24 protein-coding genes are annotated in these 25125 nt (G+C 60.7%); 15 read left to right on the top strand and 9 right to left on the bottom strand.

The annotated features are described in order from the left end of the window. The 10 genes from AAC126_RS10575 to parC form a co-directional block, all read left to right on the top strand. Positions 1-2000: bifunctional (p)ppGpp synthetase/guanosine-3',5'-bis(diphosphate) 3'-pyrophosphohydrolase (locus tag AAC126_RS10575; RefSeq protein WP_339853105.1), on the top strand; the 2000-nt coding region annotated here is incomplete at its 5' end. Positions 2001-2030: 30 nt separating this feature from the next. Then, positions 2031-2711, top strand: a complete 681-nt coding sequence (locus AAC126_RS10570) for a DUF2062 domain-containing protein (RefSeq protein ID WP_339853103.1) — start codon at positions 2031-2033, stop codon at positions 2709-2711. Next, on the top strand, positions 2708-3463 hold the full coding sequence (locus AAC126_RS10565; RefSeq protein WP_339853101.1) for a pyridoxine 5'-phosphate synthase: 756 nt from the start codon (positions 2708-2710) through the stop codon (positions 3461-3463). The genes AAC126_RS10570 and AAC126_RS10565 overlap by 4 nt, the downstream gene beginning before the upstream one ends. A 10-nt stretch (positions 3464-3473) precedes the next feature. Beyond that, the gene (gene acpS / locus AAC126_RS10560) at positions 3474-3896 is read left to right on the top strand and encodes a holo-ACP synthase (protein ID WP_339853098.1); all 423 of its coding nucleotides are present in this window, start codon (positions 3474-3476) and stop codon (positions 3894-3896) included. Between the two features lie 132 nt (positions 3897-4028). Then, positions 4029-4745: a signal peptidase I gene (lepB, locus tag AAC126_RS10555; RefSeq protein WP_339853097.1), complete on the top strand. Its 717-nt coding sequence runs from the start codon at positions 4029-4031 to the stop codon at positions 4743-4745. A 7-nt stretch (positions 4746-4752) separates the two neighbouring features. After that, positions 4753-5427 carry a ribonuclease III gene (gene rnc, locus AAC126_RS10550; RefSeq protein WP_339853095.1) on the top strand — a complete coding sequence of 225 codons (675 nt, stop codon included), beginning with the start codon at positions 4753-4755 and terminating at the stop codon, positions 5425-5427. Further along, entirely contained in the window at positions 5420-6346 is a 927-nt protein-coding gene (gene era, locus AAC126_RS10545; RefSeq protein ID WP_339853093.1) for a GTPase Era, read from the top strand. Before rnc ends, era begins: the two co-directional genes overlap by 8 nt. Positions 6347-6421: 75 nt before the next feature. Continuing rightward, on the top strand, positions 6422-7273 hold the full coding sequence (locus AAC126_RS10540; protein ID WP_339853091.1) for an ion transporter: 852 nt from the start codon (positions 6422-6424) through the stop codon (positions 7271-7273). After that, positions 7230-8018, top strand: a complete 789-nt coding sequence (recO, locus tag AAC126_RS10535; protein ID WP_339853088.1) for a DNA repair protein RecO — start codon at positions 7230-7232, stop codon at positions 8016-8018. Before AAC126_RS10540 ends, recO begins: the two co-directional genes overlap by 44 nt. Before the next feature lie 102 nt (positions 8019-8120). Then, the gene (gene parC, locus AAC126_RS10530; protein WP_339853086.1) at positions 8121-10331 is read left to right on the top strand and encodes a DNA topoisomerase IV subunit A; all 2211 of its coding nucleotides are present in this window, start codon (positions 8121-8123) and stop codon (positions 10329-10331) included. Here the strand turns inward: parC and AAC126_RS10525 are convergent. From AAC126_RS10525 to motA, 3 genes are all read right to left on the bottom strand, one after another. Then, positions 10328-11074, bottom strand: a complete 747-nt coding sequence (locus AAC126_RS10525; RefSeq protein WP_339853084.1) for an arginyltransferase — start codon at positions 11072-11074, stop codon at positions 10328-10330. The genes parC and AAC126_RS10525 overlap by 4 nt on opposite strands. Before the next feature lie 9 nt (positions 11075-11083). After that, the gene (locus AAC126_RS10520) at positions 11084-12145 is read right to left on the bottom strand and encodes a flagellar motor protein MotB (RefSeq protein ID WP_339853081.1); all 1062 of its coding nucleotides are present in this window, start codon (positions 12143-12145) and stop codon (positions 11084-11086) included. A gap of 80 nt (positions 12146-12225) precedes the next feature. Then, a complete protein-coding gene (gene motA / locus AAC126_RS10515; RefSeq protein ID WP_339853079.1) occupies positions 12226-13086 on the bottom strand; it encodes a flagellar motor stator protein MotA in 861 nt (286 codons plus the stop codon). Positions 13087-13292: 206 nt separating this feature from the next. Here motA and AAC126_RS10510 point away from each other — a divergent pair, with 206 nt between their 5' ends. After that, complete coding sequence (locus AAC126_RS10510; RefSeq protein ID WP_339853076.1) at positions 13293-13769, top strand: flavin reductase family protein; 477 nt, start codon at positions 13293-13295, stop codon at positions 13767-13769. Between the two features lie 58 nt (positions 13770-13827). On the opposite strand, the gene AAC126_RS10505 is transcribed toward AAC126_RS10510, so the two are convergent. Beyond that, the gene (locus AAC126_RS10505; protein ID WP_339853073.1) at positions 13828-15066 is read right to left on the bottom strand and encodes a threonine ammonia-lyase; all 1239 of its coding nucleotides are present in this window, start codon (positions 15064-15066) and stop codon (positions 13828-13830) included. Between the two features lie 199 nt (positions 15067-15265). Between AAC126_RS10505 and AAC126_RS10500 the strand changes: the two genes are divergently transcribed. Further along, positions 15266-15868, top strand: coding sequence for an outer membrane beta-barrel protein (locus AAC126_RS10500; RefSeq protein ID WP_339853069.1), 603 nt, complete (start codon positions 15266-15268; stop codon positions 15866-15868). Positions 15869-15874: 6 nt separating this feature from the next. Here AAC126_RS10500 and AAC126_RS10495 read toward each other — a convergent pair whose 3' ends face one another. The 5 genes from AAC126_RS10495 to AAC126_RS10475 all read right to left on the bottom strand — a co-directional run bounded on the left by AAC126_RS10495 (position 15875) and on the right by AAC126_RS10475 (position 22080). Continuing rightward, entirely contained in the window at positions 15875-18289 is a 2415-nt protein-coding gene (locus AAC126_RS10495; protein ID WP_339853066.1) for a penicillin acylase family protein, read from the bottom strand. A gap of 52 nt (positions 18290-18341) precedes the next feature. Next, entirely contained in the window at positions 18342-19871 is a 1530-nt protein-coding gene (locus AAC126_RS10490; protein WP_339853065.1) for an aldehyde dehydrogenase family protein, read from the bottom strand. Further along, positions 19868-21022, bottom strand: a complete 1155-nt coding sequence (locus AAC126_RS10485) for a CaiB/BaiF CoA-transferase family protein (protein WP_339853064.1) — start codon at positions 21020-21022, stop codon at positions 19868-19870. Before AAC126_RS10485 ends, AAC126_RS10490 begins: the two co-directional genes overlap by 4 nt. A gap of 91 nt (positions 21023-21113) precedes the next feature. Continuing rightward, the gene (locus AAC126_RS10480) at positions 21114-21584 is read right to left on the bottom strand and encodes a CopD family protein (protein WP_339853062.1); all 471 of its coding nucleotides are present in this window, start codon (positions 21582-21584) and stop codon (positions 21114-21116) included. A 37-nt stretch (positions 21585-21621) separates the two neighbouring features. After that, positions 21622-22080 carry a GNAT family N-acetyltransferase gene (locus AAC126_RS10475; RefSeq protein ID WP_339853059.1) on the bottom strand — a complete coding sequence of 153 codons (459 nt, stop codon included), beginning with the start codon at positions 22078-22080 and terminating at the stop codon, positions 21622-21624. A gap of 151 nt (positions 22081-22231) precedes the next feature. Between AAC126_RS10475 and AAC126_RS10470 the strand changes: the two genes are divergently transcribed. From AAC126_RS10470 to AAC126_RS10460, 3 genes are all read left to right on the top strand, one after another. After that, on the top strand, positions 22232-23158 hold the full coding sequence (locus AAC126_RS10470; RefSeq protein ID WP_339853057.1) for an alpha/beta hydrolase: 927 nt from the start codon (positions 22232-22234) through the stop codon (positions 23156-23158). Then, positions 23145-24131 (top strand): alpha/beta fold hydrolase, encoded by a 987-nt coding sequence (locus AAC126_RS10465; RefSeq protein WP_339853054.1) that lies wholly within the window; start codon positions 23145-23147, stop codon positions 24129-24131. Before AAC126_RS10470 ends, AAC126_RS10465 begins: the two co-directional genes overlap by 14 nt. A 160-nt stretch (positions 24132-24291) precedes the next feature. Then, entirely contained in the window at positions 24292-25110 is an 819-nt protein-coding gene (locus tag AAC126_RS10460) for a cyclase family protein (protein ID WP_339853052.1), read from the top strand. Positions 25111-25125 lie beyond the last annotated feature (15 nt).

The following is a 25125-nucleotide window of genomic DNA, read 5'->3' as shown; positions in this document are numbered from 1 at the left end:
TCGAAGTCGCCGGCATCCTGACCGACATGCGGCTCGATACCAGCACCATCATCACGGCGCTGCTGCACGACACCATCGAAGATACCGACGCGACAGCGGCGGATATCAAGCAGCTGTTCGGCGATGATATCCTGCGGCTGGTCGATGGCGTCACCAAGCTGACGCGGATCGAATTGCAGTCGGACCGGACCAAACAGGCGGAAAATTTCCGCAAGCTCGTCCTGGCCATGAGCGAGGACATCCGGGTCCTGCTGGTGAAGCTGGCGGACCGGGTTCACAACATGCGGACCCTGCATTTCATTGAATCCCCGGACAAGCGCCGCCGCATCGCCGCCGAGACCATGGATATTTATGCGCCCCTGGCCGAGCGTATTGGTATCCAGGCCATGCGGGACGAGCTGGAAGATCTCGCTTTTGCCGAGCTTAATACGGATGCGCGAACCTCGATCCTGACCCGTCTCGACTACCTCTATGACGAGGGGAGCGACACGGTTGAGCGGGTGATGGACGAATTGCGGGAAACCGCGGGAACCGTCGACATCACCCCGGAGATTTCAGGCCGGCGGAAATCGCCCTATTCGGTCTGGCTGAAGATGCAGCGCAAGGATGTCGGGTTCGAGCAGCTCTCTGATATCATGGCATTCCGGCTCGTGGTCGAGAATGTGGGCGAATGCTACCAGTTGCTCGGTGCCCTGCACGGCAAGTACCCGGTGATTCCGGGGCGCTTCAAGGATTACATCAGCACGCCGAAACCGAACGGATATCAGTCCCTGCATACGGGCATTATCGGCCCGATGAAGAAACGGATCGAGATCCAGATCCGGACCCGGGAGATGCACGAGGTCGCCGAGCTCGGCGTTGCCGCGCACTGGGTCTATAAAGAGGGGCCGGAGCACAGCCGCGACGGTAAGAAATACCGCTGGATTCGGGAGCTTCTGGAGATTCTGGAGCATGCTTCCGGGCCGGAGGAATTCCTCGAGCATACCAAGCTTGAGATGTATCAGGACCAGGTCTTCTGCTTCACGCCGAAGGGCGATCTGATCTCCCTGCCGCGCGGAGCCACACCTGTTGATTTTGCCTACGCGGTGCATTCCGAGGTCGGTGATCGGTGCGTCGGCGCACGGATCAATGATCGTCTTATGCCGCTGACCACGCCCTTGAAGAATGGCGATCAGGTCGCGGTTTCGACGTCTAAAAACTCAACGCCTTCGCCGACCTGGGAGCAGTTCGTCGTTACCGGCAAGGCAAAGGCCCGGATCCGGCGCTTTGTCCGCTTGCAGCGGCGCCAGCAGTTCGCGGATCTCGGCCGCGCCATCATGCAAAAGGCGTTTCGTCAGGAAGCCCAGAAATACTCCGAGAAAACACTGGAAGGCGTGCTCGGAAAGTTCCAGTCGGAAACTGTCGAGGATCTGCTGGCCGGTGTTGGCGAAGGGGTGCTGAGCGACCGGGAAGTGCTGCATGCAGCGGTTCCGGAAACCCTGCCCGCGCCGGATAAACAGAATGTCGTGCCGATCACCCGGGCGCGGACCAAGACCCGCAAGGGCAGTCCGGACGCGGTTCCGCTCAAGGGCCTGATCCCGGGCATGGCGGTGCATTATGCCCGCTGCTGCCACCCGCTGCCGGGAGAGCGTATCGTCGGTATCGTGACCACGGGCAAAGGGGTCACCATTCACACGATCGACTGCGATACGCTTGAGAACTTCCATTCAACGCCGGAGCGCTGGCTCGATGTGTCCTGGGATCTGGACAGCGAAACCGACATGTATGTCGGTCGTCTGGATATCGTCCTGGCGAACGAGCCCGGCAGTCTCGGCAGCCTTTCGACCGTGATCGGCAAGAGCCGGGGCAACATAATCAATCTGAAGCTCGTCAATCGCTCGACCGACTTCTTCGAACTCTATATCGATGTCGAGGTGGCCGATGTCCGGCACCTGACGGAAATCATCGCCGCCTTGCGTGCTACACCGGTAATAAATTCGGTGGATAGGGCCCGCGGCTGAACCACATAAGTGAGAAGTGCCGGTATCCCGTTGGCACGGGATTTTCAACGGCACAATGAGCGTGAGCAGAGGAAAGGTTCGGCGTACATGTTTAAACGCCGGCAGGCAGTGAGTACTGCCTCCAGGATTCGTCAGTTTATCTGGCCCCGGATGGGCTTTGGTCGGTTGTGGCGCTATACGGGCCACCGGCTGGGACGCATGCCGGGGACGCCCTATAGCATCGCCGCGGGCTTTGCTTGCGGGGCCGCTGCGTCCTTCACGCCGCTGATAGGTCTTCATTTCATCCTCGCGGGACTTTTCGCGTGGAGCATCAGGGCGAATATCCTGGCGTCGGCGATTGGCACGGCAATCGGGAATCCCTGGACGTTTCCTTTCATCTGGCTCTGGATCTTCAAGGTTGGCGGCTGGATCATCGGCACGCCCGAAGGCGAAGAGCCTCCGAAATTGACCTGGGACTTTTTCCTTGGGATCATTTCCGGAGAATCTATAGGGCAAAGCGTCGATCTGCTGCTCACCATGGTTGTTGGCAGCGTGCCGACCGTGATCGCTGTCTGGTTCCTGTTTTATCTGCCCCTGCTCGGGCTGATCGGTGGGTATCGCAGGCGCAGGACGGAACGGCGGGTCGTTGCCGCAGCCCGGAAGAGTGCGGCGAGTGACGGCGATATGTCTGTTGATGGCAGAGTTTCCGAGCAAGGAGCGGGAAGCCTATGAGTTATTTAAGGCTTGGCGTGAATATCGATCATGTGGCGACGATCCGGAATGCGCGTGGAGGGCCTCACCCGGACCCGGTGCGCGCGGCTCGTATGGCGGCTGAAGCCGGTGCGGACGGTATCACGGCACATCTGCGGGAAGACCGCCGGCATATTTCCGATGCCGATATCGAACGCCTGACCCGGGAAATTGATCTGCCGTTGAACTTCGAAATGGCCGCGACCGAGGAGATGCTGGACATCGCCCTCCGGCATCGCCCGCATGCGGCCTGTATCGTTCCGGAGAAGCGCGAGGAAGTGACCACCGAAGGCGGTCTGGACGCGGCGGGTCTGCACAATCATCTGACCCGCTACTGCAGTGCACTGAAAGATGCGGGCATTCGGGTGTCGCTCTTCATTGAGGCGGACAAGCGGCAGATCGATGCGGCGGTGGCGCTTGGTGCGCCTGTTGTTGAGCTGCACACCGGCGCCTATTGCGATGCCGAAGGCGATGCGGCGCGGGCGGCCCAGCTTGAGCGCCTCCGCGATGCCGCTCAATACGGTGCGGAGCGCGGCCTGGAGATGCATGCCGGGCACGGCCTGTCTTTCGACACGGTCGCGCCGGTTGCCGAGATGCCGGAATTCCATGAGCTCAATATCGGACATTTCCTGATTGGGGAGGCAATCTTCAGCGGTCTTGATAGTTCCATCCGGCGCATGCGGTCCCTGATGGATAATGCCCGGGCCGGCGCGACCGGCCGGGTCGGGGCTTGAGAAAACCGTTATGATCCTCGGCATTGGCAGCGATCTGGTCGACATCTCCCGGATTGAACGATCGATCGACCGTTTCGGGGATCGTTTTCTGAGCCGAATATTCACCGACCGTGAGCGCGACAGGGCGGATTCCAAGGCAAATCGCGCGGCCGTTTATGCCAAACGGTTCGCGGCCAAGGAAGCTGTCTGGAAAGCTCTTGGGGAAGAGGACCGTCCAGGCATTCAGTGGCGTGAACTCGAAGTTATCAACGATGCCTCGGGAAAGCCTTCTTTTGAGCTTAGCGGTATCGCTGCTGCCCGTTTGCTGAAGATCACACCGGAAGGCCTGGTTGCACGCGTCGATCTGTCGCTGACGGACGAGCCGCCCATGGCGCAGGCTTTTGTGGTGATTTCCGCCGAAGTGCCGGGTTTAAGGGATAAGGCGGGAGGTTAGCCGTCGCTTGCCGTACTCTTGGGAATCCGGCATACATGGCCTCTTGCCGCCCGCAATCGCGGACAGCCGACGACGTTACCCTGTCGTCCGAACCTGTTCTGATAATATTGTCACCGCGCCCCCTGGAGTATCATGCGGGAATTCATCAAGACGCTTGTCTATGCAATCCTGATTGCTGTTGGCTTCCGAACCATCGCTTACGAGCCGTTCAACATTCCGTCGGGATCGATGTTCCCGACCTTGCTCGTTGGCGATTATCTGTTTGTATCCAAGCCGTCCTACGGCTTCAGCCGGCACTCTCTTCCCTTCTCCCCGCCATTGTTCGAGGGCCGCATCCTGTTCACCGCGCCAGAACGTGGCGACGTGGCTGTGTTCAAGAAGCCGACGGATGAGGCAACGGACTATATCAAACGGGTGATTGGTCTGCCGGGCGATCGGGTGCAGATGAAGCAGGGCCGTCTCTATATCAACGGAGAGATGGTTGAGCGCCGCCGGATCGAAGACTATGTGATGACCGATCCATATGGCCGGATGGCGACCATCCCGCAGTTCATCGAAACCCTGCCGAACGGTGTCGAGCACCGGATTCTGGAAGCCATGGGTAATCGGGCACAGCTCGACAATACCGAAGAGTTTCAGATCCCGGAGGATTTTTACTTCATGATGGGCGATAATCGGGACAATTCGCTCGACAGCCGCGATAGTTCGGTCGGTATGGTTCCGGTTGATAATTTTGTCGGGCGTGCTGAAATCCTGTTCTTCTCGACCGATGGAAGCGCACGGTGGTACGAGATCTGGAATTGGCCGTTTGCCACAAGATTCAGCAGGTTGTTCAAAGTCATTGAGTAACCAACAGATGGAAAGTGATCTTTCAGAACTCGAGGTAATCCTCGGGCATACTTTTGGTCATAGCGACGTTTTGCGGCGGGCTGTAACCCACGCGAGCGCGGAGCCGCGGGCCTGGAACGCCTATGAGCGGCTGGAATTTCTCGGTGACAGGGTGCTGGCACTGGTCATGGCCGAGCACCTGCTGGACCGTTTCCCGCATGAGCGGGAAGGGGCTATCGCGAAGCGTCATGTCGGGCTTGTCCGGCGTGAAGCTTTGTCGGAGATCGCCCGGCAGATCGGCCTCGGCCGCTTCCTGATTGTCTCTCGCGGCGAGACCGAAGCCGGCGTCAGGGAAAGCGAGACGATCCTTTCCGATGCCATGGAAGCGGTGATCGGGGCGCTCTATCTCGATGGCGGGCTGGAGGCGGCCCGGCGGTTCATCCTGCAGGGCTGGAACCCGCTTGTCGAAGCAGAGCTGCGGCCGCCACAGGATGCGAAGACAACGCTGCAGGAATGGGTGCAGGCGCGGAAGATCCCGCTGCCGGCCTATGACACGGTTGGCCGGGACGGCCCGGCACACGCCCCGGAATTTACGATCAGGGTCTCGGTCCAGGGGTATGGCGAGACAACCGGAACCGGTAAATCGAAGCGCATCGCCGAACAGGATGCCGCAGGCAAGATGATTGCGAAACTGAATGGCTGATACATTGCTCGACGGCACGGAGATCGGGACACGGGCGGGATTTGTCGCCGTTGTCGGCGCGCCGAATGCCGGTAAATCGACCCTGGTAAACAGGCTGGTTGGCTACAAGGTCTCCATTGTCACCCGCAAGGTGCAGACCACACGGACTCGCATTCGTGGTGTCTGCATGCATGGCGACACCCAGGTTGTGTTTGTCGACACGCCGGGCATTTTCGAGCCGAAGCACCGGCTTGACCGGGCCATGGTACATGCCGCCTGGGAAGGCGCGGGCGACGCGGATCTTGTCGTGCTCATGGTCGACGCCTCCCGCAAGAAGGTCGACGAGGATACTCGCCGCATCATTGCCGGGCTGCAGAAGACCCAGCGCAAGGTCATTCTTGTTCTGAACAAGATCGACGATACGGCCCGTGAGGCCCTGCTGCCCTTCGCGGCGGAGCTCGCTGAAACCGGTATCGCCGAAGAGACCTTCATGATCTCCGCCGAGAATGGCGACGGTTGTGACGATCTGCTGAAATATCTGGCGGGCCGGATGCCGCCTGGTCCTTTCCTCTATCCGCCGGACGAGGTGACGGATCTGCCGCTGCGCCTGCTTGCGGCGGAGATTACCCGCGAGGAAGTGTTCAACCGCCTGCACCAGGAGCTGCCTTACGCGGCAACTGTGGAAACCGAGAGCTGGGTTGAGAAGGAAGACGGCAGCGCGGTCGTCAACCAGGTGATCTTCGTGCAGCGTGACGGTCAGAAAAAGATCGTTCTTGGCAAAGGGGGGACGATGGTGAAATCCATCGGCGCAGCCGCCCGCCGCCAGATGCAGGAAATATTCGACAAGCGCATTCATCTTTTCGTGTTCGTGAAGGTGCGCGAAAACTGGATCGACGATCCGGAACGCTACCGTGAATGGGGCCTTGATCCGAACGCCTGAGTTTTTGCTATGGTGGATGGGTGTTTGTCGGCGTTCTCAGGGAAGTATATTTCTCAATGCGCTTAGTTAACTCCCGTGGATAGCCTGCGTCACCAGATCTGGCGGCAACTCGACATTGAAGCCCGTCCGGGGCACACGATGTCTCTCGTGAACAGGGCATTGGTTGTCGCTATTCTGGTTTCCGTTGCGGCGGTGGTCCTGGAAACGGAACCGACAATCCGTTCCGGAGCGCCGGTGCTGTTCATCTCTCTGGAGCAGTTTTTCGGATGGCTGTTCGTAACGGAATATCTGGCGCGGCTCTGGTCCGCCGGGGAGCGTAAGGAATATTCGGGTCTAACCGGGCGCCTCAAATACGCCGCGACACCGGTCGCCCTGATTGACCTGCTGGCCGTCACTCCCTTCCTGCTGGCGCCCTTCATTGACTCGATGGATGGAACGGCCTTCTACGTGTTGCGTCTGATGCGGCTGTTCCGTGTGCTCACCTTGGCGCGGACGGGGCCGTTTACCACGGCTGCACGTCAGATCTGGCATGGCATTGTCGACCGGCGGTATGAGCTGGCCTTCAGCAGTCTGGTCGCCTTTGCCATGATGATTGTCGCGGCAACCTTGCTGTATGTCGCGGAGCGGGATGTGCAGCCAGAGGCGTTCGGCAGTATCCCGCGGGCCATGTGGTGGGCCATCGCAACTCTGACCACTGTCGGGTATGGCGATGTCTATCCGGCAACGATACTGGGGAAAATATTGGCGGGCCTGGTTGCGCTCTCCGGCATAGGGCTTGTTGCCATGCCGGCTGGTATCCTCGCCTCCGCGCTTTCGACCGCCTACCAGGAACGCAAGGCACGCCGTGGGCGGGACGAGGCTGCGGCCGGTCCGGCTCCGGAAAGTGAAAGACACCAAAGCGAAGGGCATCAGCGTGGAATGGACTGACGAAGGTATTGTTCTGTCGGTCCGGCCGCATGGTGAAAGTGCGGCCGTGGTCACGTTGATGACCGAGGCGCACGGGCGTCACGCCGGGTTGATGCGTGGGGGGGCATCGGCGCGCTACAAGGGGATGTTGCAGCCGGGAAACGCCGTTCGGGCCGTTTGGCGCGCGCGTCTGGCGGAGCAGCTCGGAAGCTATTCCCTGGAGCTGGGGGAAAGCCATGCGGCCGACCTGTTCGACGATCCCCTGAAGCTGTCGGGCCTTTCGGCTGCCTGTGCCGTTGCCGACCGGGCCTTGCCGGAGCGCGAGCCGCATCCGGCGGTTCATGCCGGACTGGAGGCATTGATCCAGGCGATGCGGAACGAGGCGCTGGGCGATCTTTGGATTGCGGTATATGTGCGCTGGGAGCTGGGCGTTCTGGCCGAACTCGGATACGGGCTCGATCTTTCAAGCTGTGCCGCGACGGGCAGCAATGATCAGTTGGCCTATGTCAGTCCGCGCACCGGCCGTGCGGTCTCTCTTTCCGCCGGGGAACCCTATCGCGAAAAGCTTCTGTCCATGCCGGATTTTCTGATAGGCAGGGGGGACGGGGCGATAGCGGATTTGTTGAAGGGGCTGGATCTTACCGGTCACTTTCTGGAGAAGAATCTGTTTAATACTCAGGGAGAGCAGAACCCGGCATCGCGCACCCGTTTCCGGGACCGGATAGAGTCGCTTGCTCCGCCCGCCCCGTCTGAACTTATTGATTGAAAATACCCGGTTTCGAGCCTTGGCCGCGTCAGCAGACTTGGAACCGGAACCACGCTCGCATACAATATCTGGCGTCCAGAATCATGAAGGTCCACTAAATCCATGCTACCTGACATTCGGGATACCGGCCTCGCCGAGGCGCTGAGCGAACGTTATCTGGCCTATGCCATGTCGACCATCATGTCCCGCTCGCTGCCGGATGTGCGCGACGGGCTGAAGCCGGTCCACAGGCGTCTGCTGTTTGCCATGCGCCAGCTCAGGCTCTCTCCGAACGAGTCCTTCAAGAAGTCAGCCCGCGTGGTCGGCGATGTGATGGGTAAGTTCCACCCGCACGGCGATTCGGCGATCTACGATGCCATGGTCCGTCTGGCGCAGGATTTTGCCGTTCGGTATCCGCTGGTCGACGGTCAGGGGAATTTCGGCAATATCGATGGCGATAACGCGGCGGCCATGCGCTACACGGAAGCGCGCATGACCGAGGTCGCGGAACTGCTGTTGCGCGGGATCGACGAGGAAGCGGTCGATTTCCGCCAGACTTATGACGGCGAGGGCAGCGAGCCGCTGGTGCTTCCGGCTGCTTTCCCGAACCTGCTGGCGAACGGCTCGCAGGGCATTGCCGTTGGTATGGCGACCAACATTCCGCCGCATAATGTGGAAGAGCTCTGCGACGCCCTGCTGCACCTGATCAAGTATCCCGAAGCGCGCATCGAGACGCTGGTCGACATGATCCCGGGGCCGGACTTCCCGACCGGCGGCATGCTGGTGGAAGATCGTGCGGCGGTGATCGAGGCCTATCGTACCGGACGCGGCAGCTTCCGGCTCCGGGCCAAGTACGAGGTCGAGAAGCTCAAGAACGGCACTTACCAGATCGTCATCACCGAGATTCCGTATCAGGTCCAGAAATCCCGTCTGATCGAGCGGATGGCGGAATTGATGCAGGCCCGCAAACTGGCGTTGCTTGGGGATATTCTCGACGAGTCGGCAGCGGACGTCCGGGTCGTGCTTGAGCCGAAGAACAGGAATGTCGATCCGGCTGTCCTGATGGAGAGCCTCTACAAGTTCACCGATCTCGAGATCAAGTTCAGCCTGAACCTCAACGTGCTCGATGCGGACCAGACACCGCGCGTCATGTCCCTGCCGGAAACGCTGCGGGCGTTCCTGGATCATCGCCATGAGGTACTGATCCGGCGCTCCAAGTTCCGCCTCGGCAAGATCGAGGACCGGCTGGAAGTGCTGGCGGGCTATCTGATCGCCTTCCTCAATATCGATGAAGTGATCCGGATCATCCGTGAGGAGGATCACCCGAAAGAGGAAATGATCCGCCGCTTCGAGCTGACCGAGCGTCAGGCCGAAGCCATCCTCAACATGCGCCTGCGCAGCCTGCGCAAGCTGGAAGAAATCGAGCTCCGCAAGGAGTTCGAGGAACTGACCGCGGAAAAGCAGGACATCGAAGCCTTGCTGGGTGACGAGGGTTTGCGCTGGAAGACGGTGGCTGGCGAAGTTTCAGAGATCCGCCGGACCTTCAGCAAGCAAACAGCGCTTGGCCGCCGCCGGACCGAAATCGGCTCTGCACCCTCCGATGTCGAAGTCCCGATGGAAGCCATGGTCGAGCGTGAGCCGATCACCGTGATCTGTTCGGACAAGGGCTGGATCCGTGCCATGAAGGGGCATATCGCGGACGATGCCGACCTGAAATTCAAGGAAGGCGACGAGGGCAAATTCCTGGTTCGGGCGGAGACGACGGACCGGATTCTGATTTTTGCCAGCGATGGTCGCTTCTTCACCATCATGGCGGACAAGCTGCCTCGTGGCCGTGGCCATGGAGAACCGCTGCGCCTGATGATCGACCTCGATAATGACGAGGAGATCGTCGACATCCTGCCGCATCGCAAGGGGCAGCGCCTGTTGCTTGCCTCCAGCGACGGTCGTGGCTTCATCGTGAATTCCGATGATCTTCTGGCTCAGAAGAAGGCGGGCAAGCAGGTGCTCAACCCGGCAACCGGGGCCAAGGCGCAGATCTGTCTGCCGGTCGAGGGCGAGCTGATCGCGATTGTTGGCACCAACCGGAAGCTGCTGATCTTCGAGGCGTCTGAAGTGCCGGAGATGGCCCGTGGCAAGGGCGTCATCCTGCAGCGCTACAAGGACGGCAGGCTCGGTGACGTGACCTTTCTGAAGGCGGAAGAGGGACTGAGCTGGGAGCAGACCGGTGGCCGGACGCGGACGGAAACGGATCTGACCACATGGCGCGGCAAGCGGGCCGGTGCCGGTAAAATGCCGCCGAACGGTTTCCCGCGGCCGGCGCGGTTCACCTAACCGGCTGAGGGCGGGACGGTCGAGGTTTCCGCCTCGACCCAGCCTTCGGGTGTCAGTAGCTCGTAAGGCCGGTATTTGGTTTTGTAGGCCATCTTCCGGCAATCCGGGATCCAGTAGCCGAGATAGACATAGCCGAGGCCCTGGGCCTTCGTGCGCTCGATCAGATCAAGCACCATGTAGGTGCCGAAGCCGCGTGTGCTGTCCGCCGTATCGAAATAGCTATAGACGGCGGACAGGCCGTCCTCCTGCTCGTCCACCAGCATGATTGCCGCCAGTTCCCCGGCCGTATCGCGATACTCGATCAGGTAGGTTTCGATGGGCGAGCGTTCGACCATTTCCGCATAGTCGGCGAAATCCATCATCGCCATCTCGCCGTCGCCGTGCCGGCCTTGCTGATAGGCCTGAAATAACCGGAACTGCTCACGTGTGGCGATGGCCTGAACCGGCCGCGCCGTGAGATCCGCATTGCGTTTCAGCAGCTTGCGGAAGGTCCTGGACCAGCGGAAATCGGCACAGCGAACACGGACAGGATTACAGGCGTTGCAGCCGGGGCAGGCCGGTCTGTAGGTCAGGTGCTGGGTGCGCCGGAAGCCGGCTTTCGCCAGGGAGTCGTGCGCAAGCTGGCCGCGGCGGCTTGAAATATCCGCAATCAGGCGTCGCTCGGTCTTGCCCGGAAGATAGGGGCAAGGCATAGGCAGCGTATGGAAGAACGCCAGCGGGCGGGCTCGAAGATTGTCAAACATGCGTGGGGATTAGCCTCCGGACCGTATTGGCGGCAGGGCTGAGCCGGTATCGGGTGCGATGGTGATTGGTGGCGGAAGCGTGGTCTCCAGAGGCTGGACGGCGGGTTGCCCGGAGGCGACCGCGTCTGCCGCCTGATCGCTGAAATCCTGCTTCAGAAGAACGATGCTGATCCGCCGATTGCTGGGCGATGTCGGGTCGTTCGGCTCGATCGGGTCGGTATCGGCCATGCCGACGACCTGGGCGACACGGCCGTCGGGAATACCGTTTGCGATGAGGGCGCGCCGGCTGGAGAGCGCGCGGTCGGCGGACAGCTCCCAGTTCGTATAGGTCGCCCCTTCGGGGAAGGGGCGGGAATCCGTATGGCCGGAAATCTTGATCTTGTTGGGCAGCTTGCTGATGATTTCGGATACCTTGGCGAGCAGCTTACGGGTCTGCTCGAACATGTCGGCACTGCCTAGCGGGAACAGGGCGACTTTCTCCTGGTCGAGCAACTGGATGCGCAAACCTTCGGGTGAATGGTCGATCTGCAGACTGTCCGCGATTTCCTTCAGCTCAGGATCGTTTGAATCCTCAATGGCCTTGCGCAGCATCTTCTCGGCCGAGGCGAACTGGGCGGCTTCACGCTCTTCCAGCAGCTTTTCCAGCTTTTCCGCGCTAATCAGGCCTTCCGCATCGTCGTCACTGCCAAGACGGGATTCGATGTTTTCCGGATCGTCCGAATCAGCATCGAGGGATTCCGTGTTTTCCGCCTGCGGGCGGGCCACCTGCGGCGTGCTGATCATCGGTGGTGAGGAGGCGGATTTCAGTGCGCCGGGCACGGTGATGGAGGTGCCGCCGAGCACGCCACCGGAGCCGCTTCGCGTCGAGCGCGAGATCGCCGTCGGGTCGAAATAGTTGGAAATGCCCATCTTCTGTTCCTCGGTCGTCGCGTTCAGCAACCAGAGGAGCAGGAAGAAGGCCATCATCGCGGTCACGAAGTCGGCATACGCGACTTTCCAAGCGCCGCCATGGTGCCCGCCATGTCCGCCTTTTTTGACCTTCTTGATGATTATAGTGGCGTGGTTGTCCAAGCTTTCGTCTTCCCGATTGGCGCGCGGCTAGCCTTGAGCCATGCCGCTGTTTGCGTTCTGCATGCCTGTATCGGTCCGTACTAGACCGGTGGCAAGGCCGCGACGGCTTCCTCCACCTCGAAGAAAGACGGACGGTCCTTGGACATCAGGGTTTTGCGGGCGAATTCAACCGACACTGCCGGGGCATAGCCGGAGACATGGGCCAGCAACCCGGCCTTGATGCAGCCCAGATATTTCGCGTCGGCATTCAATGCCCCGCCCATGGTCGCGGCCAGGGGGCTGACGAAGCCGTAGGCGAGAAGAATGCCGAGGAAGGTTCCGACCAGCGCGCCGCCGATGAGCTTGCCGAGCACTTCCGGCGGCTCCGTAATGGAGCCCATGGTTTTGATGATGCCGAGCACGGCGGCAACAATCCCGAGAGCCGGGAAGCCGTCGCCCATGGTCTGGAACGCGCTGACAACCGCGGCATCCTCGGCATGATGGGTTTCCAGCTCCTCGTCGAGCAGGTCCGCAAGTTCATGCGGGTTGTCGGTGCCGAGCGTCATCATGCGAAGATAGTCGCAAAGGAAATCAAGCGCATGATGGTCGGACGAGAATTTCGGGAAAGCCTGGAAGAGCGAACTGTCCTCCGGTCTTTCGATATGGGATTCGATGGCGAGCATGCCCTTTGTCTTCGCGAGTTTGAAAATCGCGTACATCAGACTGAGCAGTTCGAGATAGTCGTCCTTTGAGTATTTCGGGCCCTTCAGGGCGGCGCCGAAGCCGCGTCCGGCCTGGCCCAGGACGTGTTTCGGGTTGGCGACAATGAAGGCGCCGACACCGGCACCGCCGATGATGACAAGCTCAAAAGGCTGCCACAGCGGTCCGAGTTTGCCGCCCATGGCCATGTAGCCACCAATCACGCAGACGATGACGACAACCCATCCGATGATCACCAGCATGTGACGCTCTCCACCCGGTAATGGTCCCAGAACGCATTTCGGGAAACATTCAAAGCCTAATATCCCTCAAATTTCGGTTATTTGTAAACAACAAGGGGTAAACAATTGATTTACCGGCGGCTTTGGGCCATGTCAGCCGGTGAGGTTTTCGCCGGTAACGGACCAGCCATCGGCGGATTTCCGGTAAAGTGAGGAGCTGTGCAGGTATGTCAGTGAATTCGGATCAATTCCGCGACGTGATGGGGCGCTTCGCCACGGGGGTGACTGTGGTGACCACCGCAAATCAGGGACGCCTCGACGGATTTACGGCCAGTTCCTTCTCGTCCGTGTCGCTGGAGCCGCCGCTGGTGCTGGTGTGTATCGGCAAGGATGCGACCTGTCATGACGCGTTTTCCGACGGCGGTTGTTTCGCGATCAATATTCTGACCGCCGATCAGGCCGAGCTGTCCGTGCGTTTCAGTTCCGATGTCGGCGATCGCTTTGACGGTGTGGAGCACGAGCGCTGGGTCACCGGGGCGCCAATTCTGGAGGGAGCGCTCGCGGCCATCGATTGCACGCTGCATGCGAAGCACGAAGGCGGTGACCACACAATTCTTGTCGGGCGGGTTGAACGGCTCGGTCCCATTCGGGAAGAGACCGAGCCGCTGATTTATTATCGAGGCTCCTACCGCGCGATCTCCTGATCTCACAGAGAGGCCCGTTCTTCCCCGGACCCTAGAGATATTGTCCTTCCGCGAGGCCTCAGAGAGGCCGTCCTTCCATAGCCATGTTGCTCATGACGCTGGTCTTCAGGCCCGCGGCGTCGAGCGCAGCGATGATTTCCAGCACGTGATCCGGATTGCGGGTCTCTATCAGCACTTCCAGTTCCGCCTGTTTGATCGGCACGTCCTGGAACATCCGCTGGTGATGCACTTCAACGATGTTCGCGCCCGAGCGCCCGATCAGCCCCGCGACCCGGGCGAGCGTTCCGGGCTGGTCCCTGATGTCGATCCGCAGACGGGCGAGGCGGCCATGACGGGTCAGACCGCGCAACAGCACCGTTGCCAGCATGCGCTGGTCGATATTGCCGCCGCAGATCACGCTGGCGACCCGTTTCCCGGCAAAACGCTCCGGCATCTTGATCATTGCCGCGATACCGGCGGCACCCGCGCCTTCTGCGACCAGGTTCTGGTGCTCGGCGCAGCCATTGACGGCGCGCTCGATCTCGGTCTCGTTAACCAGAATGATATCGTCGACCAGGGAGGAGCAGATTTCCTTGGTCATGGCGCCGGGAATTTTAACAGCAATGCCTTCGGCCAGGGTTTCGCTGCCATATTGGGGCGGAAGGTCACGCAAGGCGCCATGCATGGACGGGAACAGCTCTGACTGAACCCCGATGACTTCTATGGCCGGATTGAAAGCCTTGGCGGCGATCGCCATGCCGGAAATCAGCCCGCCGCCACCGATGGGCACCACCAGTGTGTCGATGTCTTCTGCATCCTGCATCAGCTCGAGACCGGCGGTCCCCTGACCGGCGATGATCATCGGGTCGTCATAGGGATGGATCAGCACATATCCATGCTCGGCGATCAGTTCCTCGACCTTGTCCCGGCTCTCGGAGAGAGTGTCGCCGAACTGGATCACCTCGGCGCCGTAATTGCGGGTCTTCTCAACTTTGGTGAACGGTGTTGCCGCCGGCATCACGATGGTCGAATGAATGCCAAGAGCCGTCGCATGGTAGGCCACGCCTTGCGCGTGATTCCCGGCGGACATGGCGATGACGCCGCGAGCGCGTTCTTCCGCGCTCAGGCTGAACAGCTTCACATAGGCCCCGCGCGACTTGAATGACCCGGTGATCTGCAGATTCTCGAGTTTCAGCGTCAAGTCTATCCCCAGCGCCTGTCCGAGCGCCGGTGCGGAAATGGATGGAGTTCGAAGAATTTTACCGCTCAGCTGTTTCTGAGCCTTTTCAATATCTTCGAATGTAACAGGCAAGGTCATCTCGATGCTCCAGTAAGATCGGCCGGATTATTGCATGACGATCCGCTCACCGTAGTGTGTTCATTTGACGCTGATTTGACTCCCGGCTCCCGTCGGAGCGTGATAGGAATCCGATTATACGGGGAAGGGCTAGTTAGCGCCGTTCTTGGAGAGAATTAAGGGACTCACCGGGAACGCAGTGTTGTTGGAGGGACATCAAATGTCCTGCCTTGGCCGTATTGTTATTCCTGCCTTGTTTTGCCTCGCCATTGCGGGAGCGCCGGTGCTTGGTGCCGCCGATGATCTTGGTGAGCGGCAAAGCGCCTGGTATTTCCTTGGTGCCTCAACCGACCGTTATGGCAATGAGGAGCAGGACCAGCCGGGCTTTTCCAGTGAGACGGAGCGGCGCAGCCTGGATGATTTCCGGACTGGCGAGCGCTATCAGTTTTCCCTCCGCTATACGGATCTTGGTGAGCCGGCCGGTCAGATTGGTCTTGGCCGTGGGCCGGATCCCTATGGGGCCGGTGACGTGCTATCGATCTCTCTCGGCCATTCCTTCGACCTTGGTGAAGACTGGTGGGTACGTCCCCATGTGGTGGCCGGTCTTGGACTGGCCTATGGCACTGGCCTTGATCGTCAGGAAGAAATGTCGCCATCCTTCGAGCTTGGCGTCGGCGCATCCTATGAAATCTCGGATAGCTGGGACTTCTTCACGGAATACCGTGCGTTCTATACCCGGACGGCGCAGCCAAGCCTGAGATCCCAGGAAGACGATTCCGGCTTCGCGCAGAATTTCATGCTCGGCGCCCGGTTGCGCTTCTGAAATCAGCTATTCGGGTCGCAGCGTCAGGATATGCGCGCCCGGATCGGGAATGCCGTTCAGGGGCCTGTAACGGCCATCCGCCCAATCCTCGGCTTGATCATGATAATATTCGGAGAACGGGTTTCCTGACTGTCCAAGGGACAGGCTGAACAGGGACTCGTCCAGATCAGCAAGATCATAGACCGCGCGCAGGCCGGCTCCATGAACGTGATGGAAGCTGAAATCCGTCTCGCTGATGCGGATGCTGGGGCCGCCCCGGTTCACGGTGAAATCACCTCCGTCCGTTGCGATCTCCGTTCCGAGCAGGCTATCGATCTGCGGGATTCGGGACCAGAGCAGATGCTGGAACTTGGCCGTATGGCTTTTTCCCCAGCGCCAGGATGAAGCGTCCTGACCGTATTTGGTGGTCAGCCGCGCCACGGCTTCCTGCAGGCTTTCCCTTATCAGGGTGGCGCAGGGCTCGACATTGTCGGTGCGGATATCGTCGCACCAGCTTGTATCGCCGGTCAGCACGGCCCGGAACATATGCGGATAGGGACGGCGGTACTCCCCGATCAGGTCTCCGAGATCGTCGCCGAAAATTCTCTGGTGCAGCAGTGCGGTCCAGAGACTGTAGATCAGGGGCTCGGCCCGGTTCCGGTTCATCGTGCCATCCCAGGCACGGAGCCGTTCCGCCGCGTCCAGTTCTGCCGGGGTCAGCAAGTCAGGCTTGAGACGCTCCAGGAGCAGGGCGCTCACTTCCCTGGCGGCGGTTGAAAGCGCGTCCATCTGCAGGGCGACTTGCTGCGCCGTCGTCGCCGCATCGCTCATCGCTTCTATGCGATCCCGAATCCGGTCAGCGCGGACAGGCGGCTCGGCTGTTGGTCCGAGATAGAGAGCGGGATCGCGCGGCGCGACCCTGTCGTTCGCCTGAACGACGAGCCCATCGTCCGGATTGAAGGTCAGTGGCAGGCGCGATGGAACAACCCAGCCTTGCCAGTCCGCATCCGGGTCCAGTCCATCCGCGGGCAGCATGCCGCTGCCGCCGCGTGCCGGCACCCGGCCGGCGAATGCGAGGGCAATGTTGCCGTCCCGGTCCGCGAGCGTGACGTTTTGGGCCGGACCGGAAAATTTTTCGAGTGCGGCAAGGGCTTCGGGGAGCGTCCGGGACCGGTTGAGTTCCAGCACCCCCTCCGGGCCGGTGTCTCCGGGCAGAAAAGACGGGGAGGCTAGGGCTATCACGGTTTTCTCGTCGTTACGCTTCGCACTATTCAGGGTGTCCGATATCACCGGCCCATGGCGGGTCGAGCGGAATGTCTCCGTCACCTCCCGCGATCCGATGCGGAATGTCTCTGCCCGGGTCTCGAAAGGCCGGCTGCCGGATGGCGTCAGATAGCGGGCCGGATCGGCCGGATCGACGGTCTCGATGAACAGGTCCTGGGTATCGACATGGGGCGTGGTGAAGCCCCAGGCGACGTTTCCGTTATGCCCGAGCACCATGAAAGGCACGCCCGGAACAGTCGCCCCTGCAAGGATGCCGGAGGGTGTTTCAATACGGGCCAGATACCAAAGATTTGGGTTGGTCAGATGCAGGTGCGGGTCGTTCGCCAGCAGCGGCTTGCCGCTTGTGGTGCGATCACCGGAGAGAGCCCAGGCATTGGACGCACCACCGGGAGAAAGCTCGAACGGCAAGGCCGCTGCAAATTGCCGGGCAATACCAAGCATGCCGGGAGCAAGAGCGCTTTCACGCAGGTGCGGAACCGCAGGCAGCGTGCCGTCCGCATCCTGATAAAGAAAGGCGATTTGTTCGGGGGTGAGGCCGGTTTCCAGCATGCGCAGGCGCGCAAGCTCGCCCGGCCAGTTGCCGCCGAGCTGGAACGCCATGAGCTGCTGCCAGACCAGACTGTCTGCCGGCTTCCAGGGTTCCGGTTCATGGAACAGCACCTCGAATTCTATCGGCAGGGCGCCCTGCCGGTTCGAGAGGTAGGCATTGACCCCGTCCGCATAGCGCTCCAGCACCATTTTCAGGGCTGGCGATGCACGCTCATAGGAGGCCTCGGCTAGCCGATAGAAACCGAAACCCCGGGTAATCCTGTCGAACGGCAAGACTGTCTCGCCGATGGATGCCGAAAGCGTGCCGACCATTTCCGCCATGCGCCCGGCGCCGAGGCGTCGCATGGATTCCATCTGCCAGAGCCGGTCCTGGGCGTGGGCATAGCCGAGGGCGAAATAGGCATCTTCATCGGAGGCCGCACGGATCACCGGCACGCCGACGGAATCCCGGGTAACGGTAACGGGGGCGGAGAGACCGGGTAGATTTATCTCTCCATCGATTTCCGGCACGGACCCGCTCAGCCAGATAAGCAGAGCGGCACAGCCGAAATTCAGCCCCACAAAGACAAAGAGAAGGCCGAGTCCAAGACGTTTTCCCCATCCCAGCATCGGCCTTCTCCTATTCGATTACGCTATAATACCCTTATCAGGGACGCGCTTATCAGGTCTTGTTGAAGATGATGGTCTTCTTCTTGGTGAAATGCTCCAGCATGGCTTCCAGCGTGGCTTCCTTGCCGATGCCGGACTGTTTCACACCGCCATAGGAAAGACCCGGTTGCACCACGAGGTTCTGGTTCACCTGAACGAAGCCTGCCTGCAGCTTCTCGGTGAAGTTCAGCGCTGCTTTCAGGTCGTTGGTCCAGACCGTGGCGGCAAGGCCGTAATCGCTGTCGTTCGCGGCGGCGAGCACTTCCTCTTCGTCAGTCCATTTGATGACGCAGGTCACCGGGCCGAAGATTTCCTCCCGGGCCAGCTTGCTGTCGTTCGTCATGCCGAGGAACACCACCGGGCGGACGAACAGGCCGTCCTTGAATTTTTCTTCCGTCGGCATGGCGGAGCATTCGATGGCTTCCGCACCGGCCTCGCCCTTGCCGTGATCGATATAGGACTTCACCTTGGCGAACTGCTCCGGCGAGATGATGGTGCCGATATCGGTCTTCTCGTCCAGAGGATCCCCCATCACCATGGCATCGACCTGCTCGCGCAGCTTGGCGACGAATTCGTCATGCACGTCGGCATGGACGAACATGCGGCTGGCGGCGGTGCAGCTCTGACCCTGGCGGGTGAAACGCATGCCGGTGACGGCGCCGCCGATGGCCTTGTCGATGTCGGCATCCTTCATGACGATCATCGGGCTCTTGCCGCCAAGCTCCAGGGTAACCGGGATCAGCTTGTCGGCGGCCGTCTTGTAGACGATCTTCCCGGTCTCGACGGAGCCGGTGAAGGTGATCTTGCCGACCTTCGGATGGGCGACCAGCGGGGCGCCGCATTCCGGGCCGTAACCGGACAGCATGTTGAAGCAGCCGGCAGGCAGCACGGAAGCCAGGATCTGGCAGACGCGCAGCACGGTCAGCGGTGCTTCCTCGGCGGACTTCACCACCACGGTGTTACCTGCGACCAGTGCCGGAGCGATTTTCAGCGCCATCAGCAGCAGCGGCACGTTCCACGGAATGATCGCACCGACAACGCCGACCGGCTCGCGCACGGTGATGGTCAGCATGTCCGGATGGTGCGGAACGGTTTCGCCCTTGAGCTCGGAAGCGAGGCCGGCATGGAACAGGAAGGCGTCAGCCAGGATCGAGGCTTCGACCCGGCTTTCCGTGCGCAGGGCCTTGCCGGTTTCCAGCGCGATCAGGCGGCCGAGTTCCTCGACATGGTCCATCAGGACCTCGCCGCATTTATGGATCAGCGCGCCCCGGTCCCGGGCCCGCATCTTGCCCCATTCCTTCTGCGCCGCTGCGGCATCCTCGACCGCGAGATTGACGTCGGCCTCGTCGCCTTCGGCGCCATAGCCGATGACGGTTCCGGTGGCCGGATCAATGACCTCGAAGCTGTTGCCGGAGGAGGCCGGGACCAGCTTGCCGCCGATCAGGTGACGGCCGGACAGGGCCTTCGCCAGCGCGTAGGGATCGGTGTTCGGGGTGAGGGCAGGCTCGCTCGAGAAATCGAGCTCGTTGCGCATCAGATTCATAGTCCAAGCTCCTTGAGGATGCGTTCGCGGTCCTGATCCAGGTTCGGTGACGGAACGCGGGTCTTCGGATCGTCGAATGCGGTCAGTTTGATCGGATTGCCGACCACTTTCATCGGGCCGGTGACAGGGTCATCCACATCAACAATCATGTTGCGGGCGGCGGCCTGCGGATATTCGGCGGCCTGACCGACATCGTTGATCGGCCCGTTCGGCACGCCGACCTCGTCAAGGACGGCACCCCAATGTTCGGTCGTCCCGGTTTTCAGGATCGCCTCGATCTCGATCTTCAGATGTGGCTGGTTCTGGGCACGCAGGTCGTTGGTGGTGTAGCGCGCGTCCTCTTTCCATTCCGGCTTGCCAAGGCCGTCGGCCATCTTGTGGAACAGCGAGTCGTTGCCGGCGGCAATGATGATGTAGCCATCCTCGGTCTCGAACGCCTCGAACGGCGTGATCGAGGGATGCCGGGCGCCGAGCGGACCCGGCGCGGTGCCGGAGACGAAATAGCGCATGATGGCGTTTTCCAGCAGGGCGAGCTGGCAGTCGAACATGGAAATGTCGACCTTGGTCGCCTCGCCGGTGCCGGCCCGGTGGAACAGCGCGGACATGGCGCCGATGGCGGCATAGAGGCCGGAGCCGATATCGCCGATGGAGGTGCCGATCCGGGTCGGCGGCGCGCCTTCATGACCGGTCACGCTCATGATCCCGCCCATGCCCTGCACGACCATGTCATAGGCCGGGCGGTACATGTCCGGGCCGGAATGGCCGAAGCCGGAAGCCGAGACATAGATCAGCTTCGGGAATTTCTCGTGCAGCCGCTCCCAGCCGAAGCCGAGCTTCTCCATGGTGCCGGGCCGGAAATTCTCGACGATGATGTCGGCCTTCTCCAGCAACTTGTCGAGGACCGCCTTGTCGTCGTCGTTCTTCAGGTTCAGCGCAATGCTTTCCTTGCCCCGGTTGACCGACTGGAAATAAGCCGACTTGCCGTTGATGAACGGCCCGTAATGCCGCGCGTCGTCGCCGGTTCCGGGCGTTTCCACCTTGATCACCCGGGCGCCGAGTTCGGCCATCATCATCGTGCAATAGGGTCCCGCGAGGATCCGCGAGAGATCGACCACCGTCACCCCGGAAAGGGGACCTCCTGACGCTGCCATGCGCTTGTTCCTTTGTGAATTAACTCAGAGATCTGGTGGGGATTTGTAAGGGATTGAAAAGGTCCCGGCAAGCCGGGCTCCGGCAAGAATGCTATCCCCAATAGCGACCGGTCGTACCGACGATTATCGTGATCCAGCCCAAGCCAAGATTGATGGCGACGATCATCCGGATGCGGTTAAGCCGCGCTCCTGCCGTCGGGAAGTCCTGTGCATCGACCGCACGGCGGAACTTGAGCCATTCGGCGAAATAGAGATGGCCGAACAGGCCCATCATCAGAAATCCGGTCAGGTTCATGATGTGGATATGCATGCCGGCTCCGGCGAAGCCGCCGAATTCCATGAAGATCATCCAGTAACCGCTGGCGATCAGCAGCACGATGTCCATGGTGACATACCGGAAGAAACGGGCGAAGACGGAACGCCACAGGCGCAGTCGGTCGGGTGCGTGCTCCAGCGTGCCCATGGAGGGCCGCAGGCAGGTATAGGCGAAGAACATGCCGCCGACCCAGATCACCGCCGAGACGATGTGGATGGCGAGGGCGATAATCATTGTGTAGGGCATAAGTCTCTCCGTGCTCTCTCTTGTGGAGAGCCTTAGGTCAGGGTGTTTCGCGCTGATAGAGGATGAAAGGCGTCTTGGTGGCGATCCGGTCATAGGCGGAGCGGCCACGATAGTTGAATTCCTGGGTCAGCCAGCGAACCATCGCCCAGCCCTTGTCCTGTGCCATCGCGTCCATCGCCTTGAACAGGGCCTCGAATACGCCCTGGCCGCGCGCGTTCGGATCGACGAACAGGTCGTCGAGGAACCCGCATTCGGCACCGGAGAGTGGGCGCGGCATGGCACGGATATGGGCGAGACCGATGGCCTTGCCATTTGCATCCTCGGCGATCAGACAGTTCAGCACATGGGCCGGATCGTGCAGCCAGCCCCAGACTGTGTCGGCGATTTCGTCTGTCATCTGGGTTTTGTAGAAAGCCGCATAACCGTCATAGAGACGGCGCCAGTCCGCCTTGTGCCGCTCGGCAACCGGAACCACACGGGGTGTTTCGCGTTCCACTGTAGGGTCTCCCACTGAAATGATTGCCGGACCTTATCAGTATCGCGGGCGCGGGCAAGTGGGCTGCGCACTTGACGCATTGCCGGTCGGTGGGAAACTGTCGGCGGGAACAGCAAGCCCTGATGGGGCGAGACCGGGGACCAGACGAGACATGAAACCAGATCAGGGAAGTTTCCCCTTCACCGACGATCACGGCACCATCTGGCTTGCCTTTACGGACTGGGGTAACCGGAAACTACCGCGCACCATGATCTGCGCCCATGGGCTGACCCGCCAGGGCCGCGATTTCGACGCTCTGGCCCGGGTGATCGGCCGTGATATTCGCTGTATCGAGACGGATGTGGTCGGGCGCGGCCGCAGCAACTGGCTGAATAACAAGGACGGTTATAATTTCGAGACCTATCTGCGCCATGCCGATGCGCTGCTGGATTATCGCGGTCTCAGCGAGGTCGAGTGGCTCGGCACCTCCATGGGCGGCATTATCGGCATGCTGCTGGCCTCCCGCGAAGGGACGCCGGTCAAGCGGCTGATTATCAACGATGTGGGTCCTTTCATTCCGAAAGAGGCGCTGGAACGGATAGGGAGCTATGTCGCCGATCCCCCGATCTTCCGGAACCTGAATGAAGCCGGAAACTATCTGCGGGAGACATTGGCCGATTTCGGCGATCTTTCCGATGCGGACTGGTCCGAAATGACCCAGCACAGCGTTATCCGGGAGCCGAACGGGACCTATCGCATGCATTACGATCCGGCCATCGGGGACGCGTTCGAGGGACCGATCCAGGATGTCGATCTCTGGGCCGTCTATGACATGATCCAGTGCCCGACACTGGTGCTGCGCGGGGCCAATTCGGATCTGCTGCCGCGTGATGTGGCAGAGGAAATGACGGAGCGTGGACCGAAGGCCGATCTCATTGAGTTCGAAGGCTGCGGCCATGCACCGGCACTGATGGACGAGGCGCAAATCGGGGCGGTGCATGAATGGCTCATGCAGTTCGAGCCGGTGGAAGAAGATGAAGACGGGGGAGAAGAGCTGTCCGCCACAGAAGGGGATGGGGCATCACGTGACGCTTCCTGACATCCCCTCTTATCCGCCGTTCCAGCCGCGCTTCCCCTGGGTTGGCGGGCATTTGCAAACATTGAGGAGTTTCTTTGTCGGCGGTAAGCCGCGCATCGGCTCCGCCCGGTCGGAGCGACTGATGTTCCGCATGCCGGACGGGACCGGCGATTGCCTGAGCGGGATGCTGGAACAGCCGGTGAAGCCTCTGCCGGATGCGCCACTCCTCGTCATCATTCACGGGCTGACCGGGTGCGAGGATAGTTATCTCGTGCGCGACGCGGCCCGGCATTTCGTGGCTGCCGGATTGTCGGTCTTGCGGCTCAATTTGCGCGGGGCGGGGCCGACGCGGGGCGATTGCACGCAGTCCTATCATGCCGGCCGGACCGGAGATCTGGACGCCGTGCTGGCTCAGTTGCGCGAGACTGGAAGAGCCGACCGTTTCGTGCTTTACGGCGCTTCCCTCGGCGCCAACATGATGCTGAAATATCTGGGAGAACAGACGCGCCCGCATGTCGTGGCCGCCGTCTCCGTCTCCGCGCCGATAGATCTTGCCCGCTCTTCCGAGCGCATCATCCAGCCGCGTAACAAGCTCTATCATCACTGGCTTCTGAAGAGCATGAAGCGCGAGGCGCTGGCGACCCCGGGCCTGTCGGTCACGGAAAGCAAGGCTGTCGCCACTGTACGCACGATTTTTGAATTCGATGAGCGTCATGTCGCGGTACGCAACGGCTTCGAGGGCGCGCGGGACTATTACACGCAAAACTCAGCCAAGAGCTATCTGAAGGGCATCACGACCCCGACGCTGATCATCCATGCCCTCAACGATCCCTGGATACCGGGGGCCGGCTATCTTGATTTCGACTGGTCGGCATCAGCGCGCCTGACACCGCTTCTGCCTCTTGACGGTGGTCATGTCGGTTTTCATGACGCATCGGGGAGTTGGCATCTGCGGATGGCGGAGAAGTTTCTGGAAGAAAAGAACGTGCTTTGAGCCGGGAGACCGGCAGAAAATAAAACCGCAGCCTGCCCTCTCGGGCTGTTCGTTTGCGCCAAAGCGGTGGAATTACCGTAAGCCCCACAATTTATGTTGCATTGCACTCTCGCCACACGCGTGCATAGACTTCTCTGGTAATAAAAGTAAGGAGGCTTCCATGTGCGACATTTGCGTGATGAATTCGGTGAAGGAAAAGATGCTGTCCCGCCGCAATCTCTTCAAAGGCGCGGCCGCGGCTGGTGTGGCCGCCGTTGCCGGTGCGACGCTTTCGGCCCCGCAGGCACTGGCCGGTGGACATAATGCAGTCGAGGACATGACGCATACACTGCATGCGGACTTCCCGACCTATTTTGGCGAGCCGCAATTTTCTTCCGAGCAGAAGTTCAACTTCAAGGAACACGGCTTCAATCTGTTCGAATTCACCGTGAACGAGCATACGGGTACGCATATCGACGCTCCGTTGCATTTCTCCGCGGATGGAATGTCCGTCGACGAAATTCCGGTCTCCAATCTGGTGGCGCCGCTTTGTGTCATCGATATTTCCGCCAAGGCGGAGGAAAGCGCTGACTCACAAGTCACGCCAGCCGATCTGCGAACCTGGATGTACGAGCATGGCGACATTCCCGCCAATGCCTGCGTCGCGATGTATTCCGGCTGGGGAGAGAAGATCGGCAGCTCTGCGTTTCGCGGCTTTGACGGCGCGAAACAGCATTATCCGGGCTTCCATGTCGAAGCGGTGAAAATGCTGATGGAAGAGACCGGCGCGGCCTCAATCGCGGTCGATACGCTGTCGCTCGATTACGGCATGTCCGGTGATTTCGCGACCCACTATGCCTGGCTGCCAAGCGGCCGGTTCGGCATTGAATGCGTCGCAAATCTGGACAAGGTTCCGGCCAAGGGGGCGACTTTGGTTGTCGGTGCGCCAAAACATAAAGGCGGCACCGGCGGTCCGGCCCGGATCTTCGCACTGGTGTGATCGGGAAGCGGTGAT

Source organism: uncultured Nisaea sp., assembly GCF_963974195.1.
Lineage (GTDB): Bacteria > Pseudomonadota > Alphaproteobacteria > Thalassobaculales > Thalassobaculaceae > Nisaea.
Note: the sequence above shows the minus strand (reverse complement) of the source record. Positions and strands in the feature narration are given on the sequence as shown.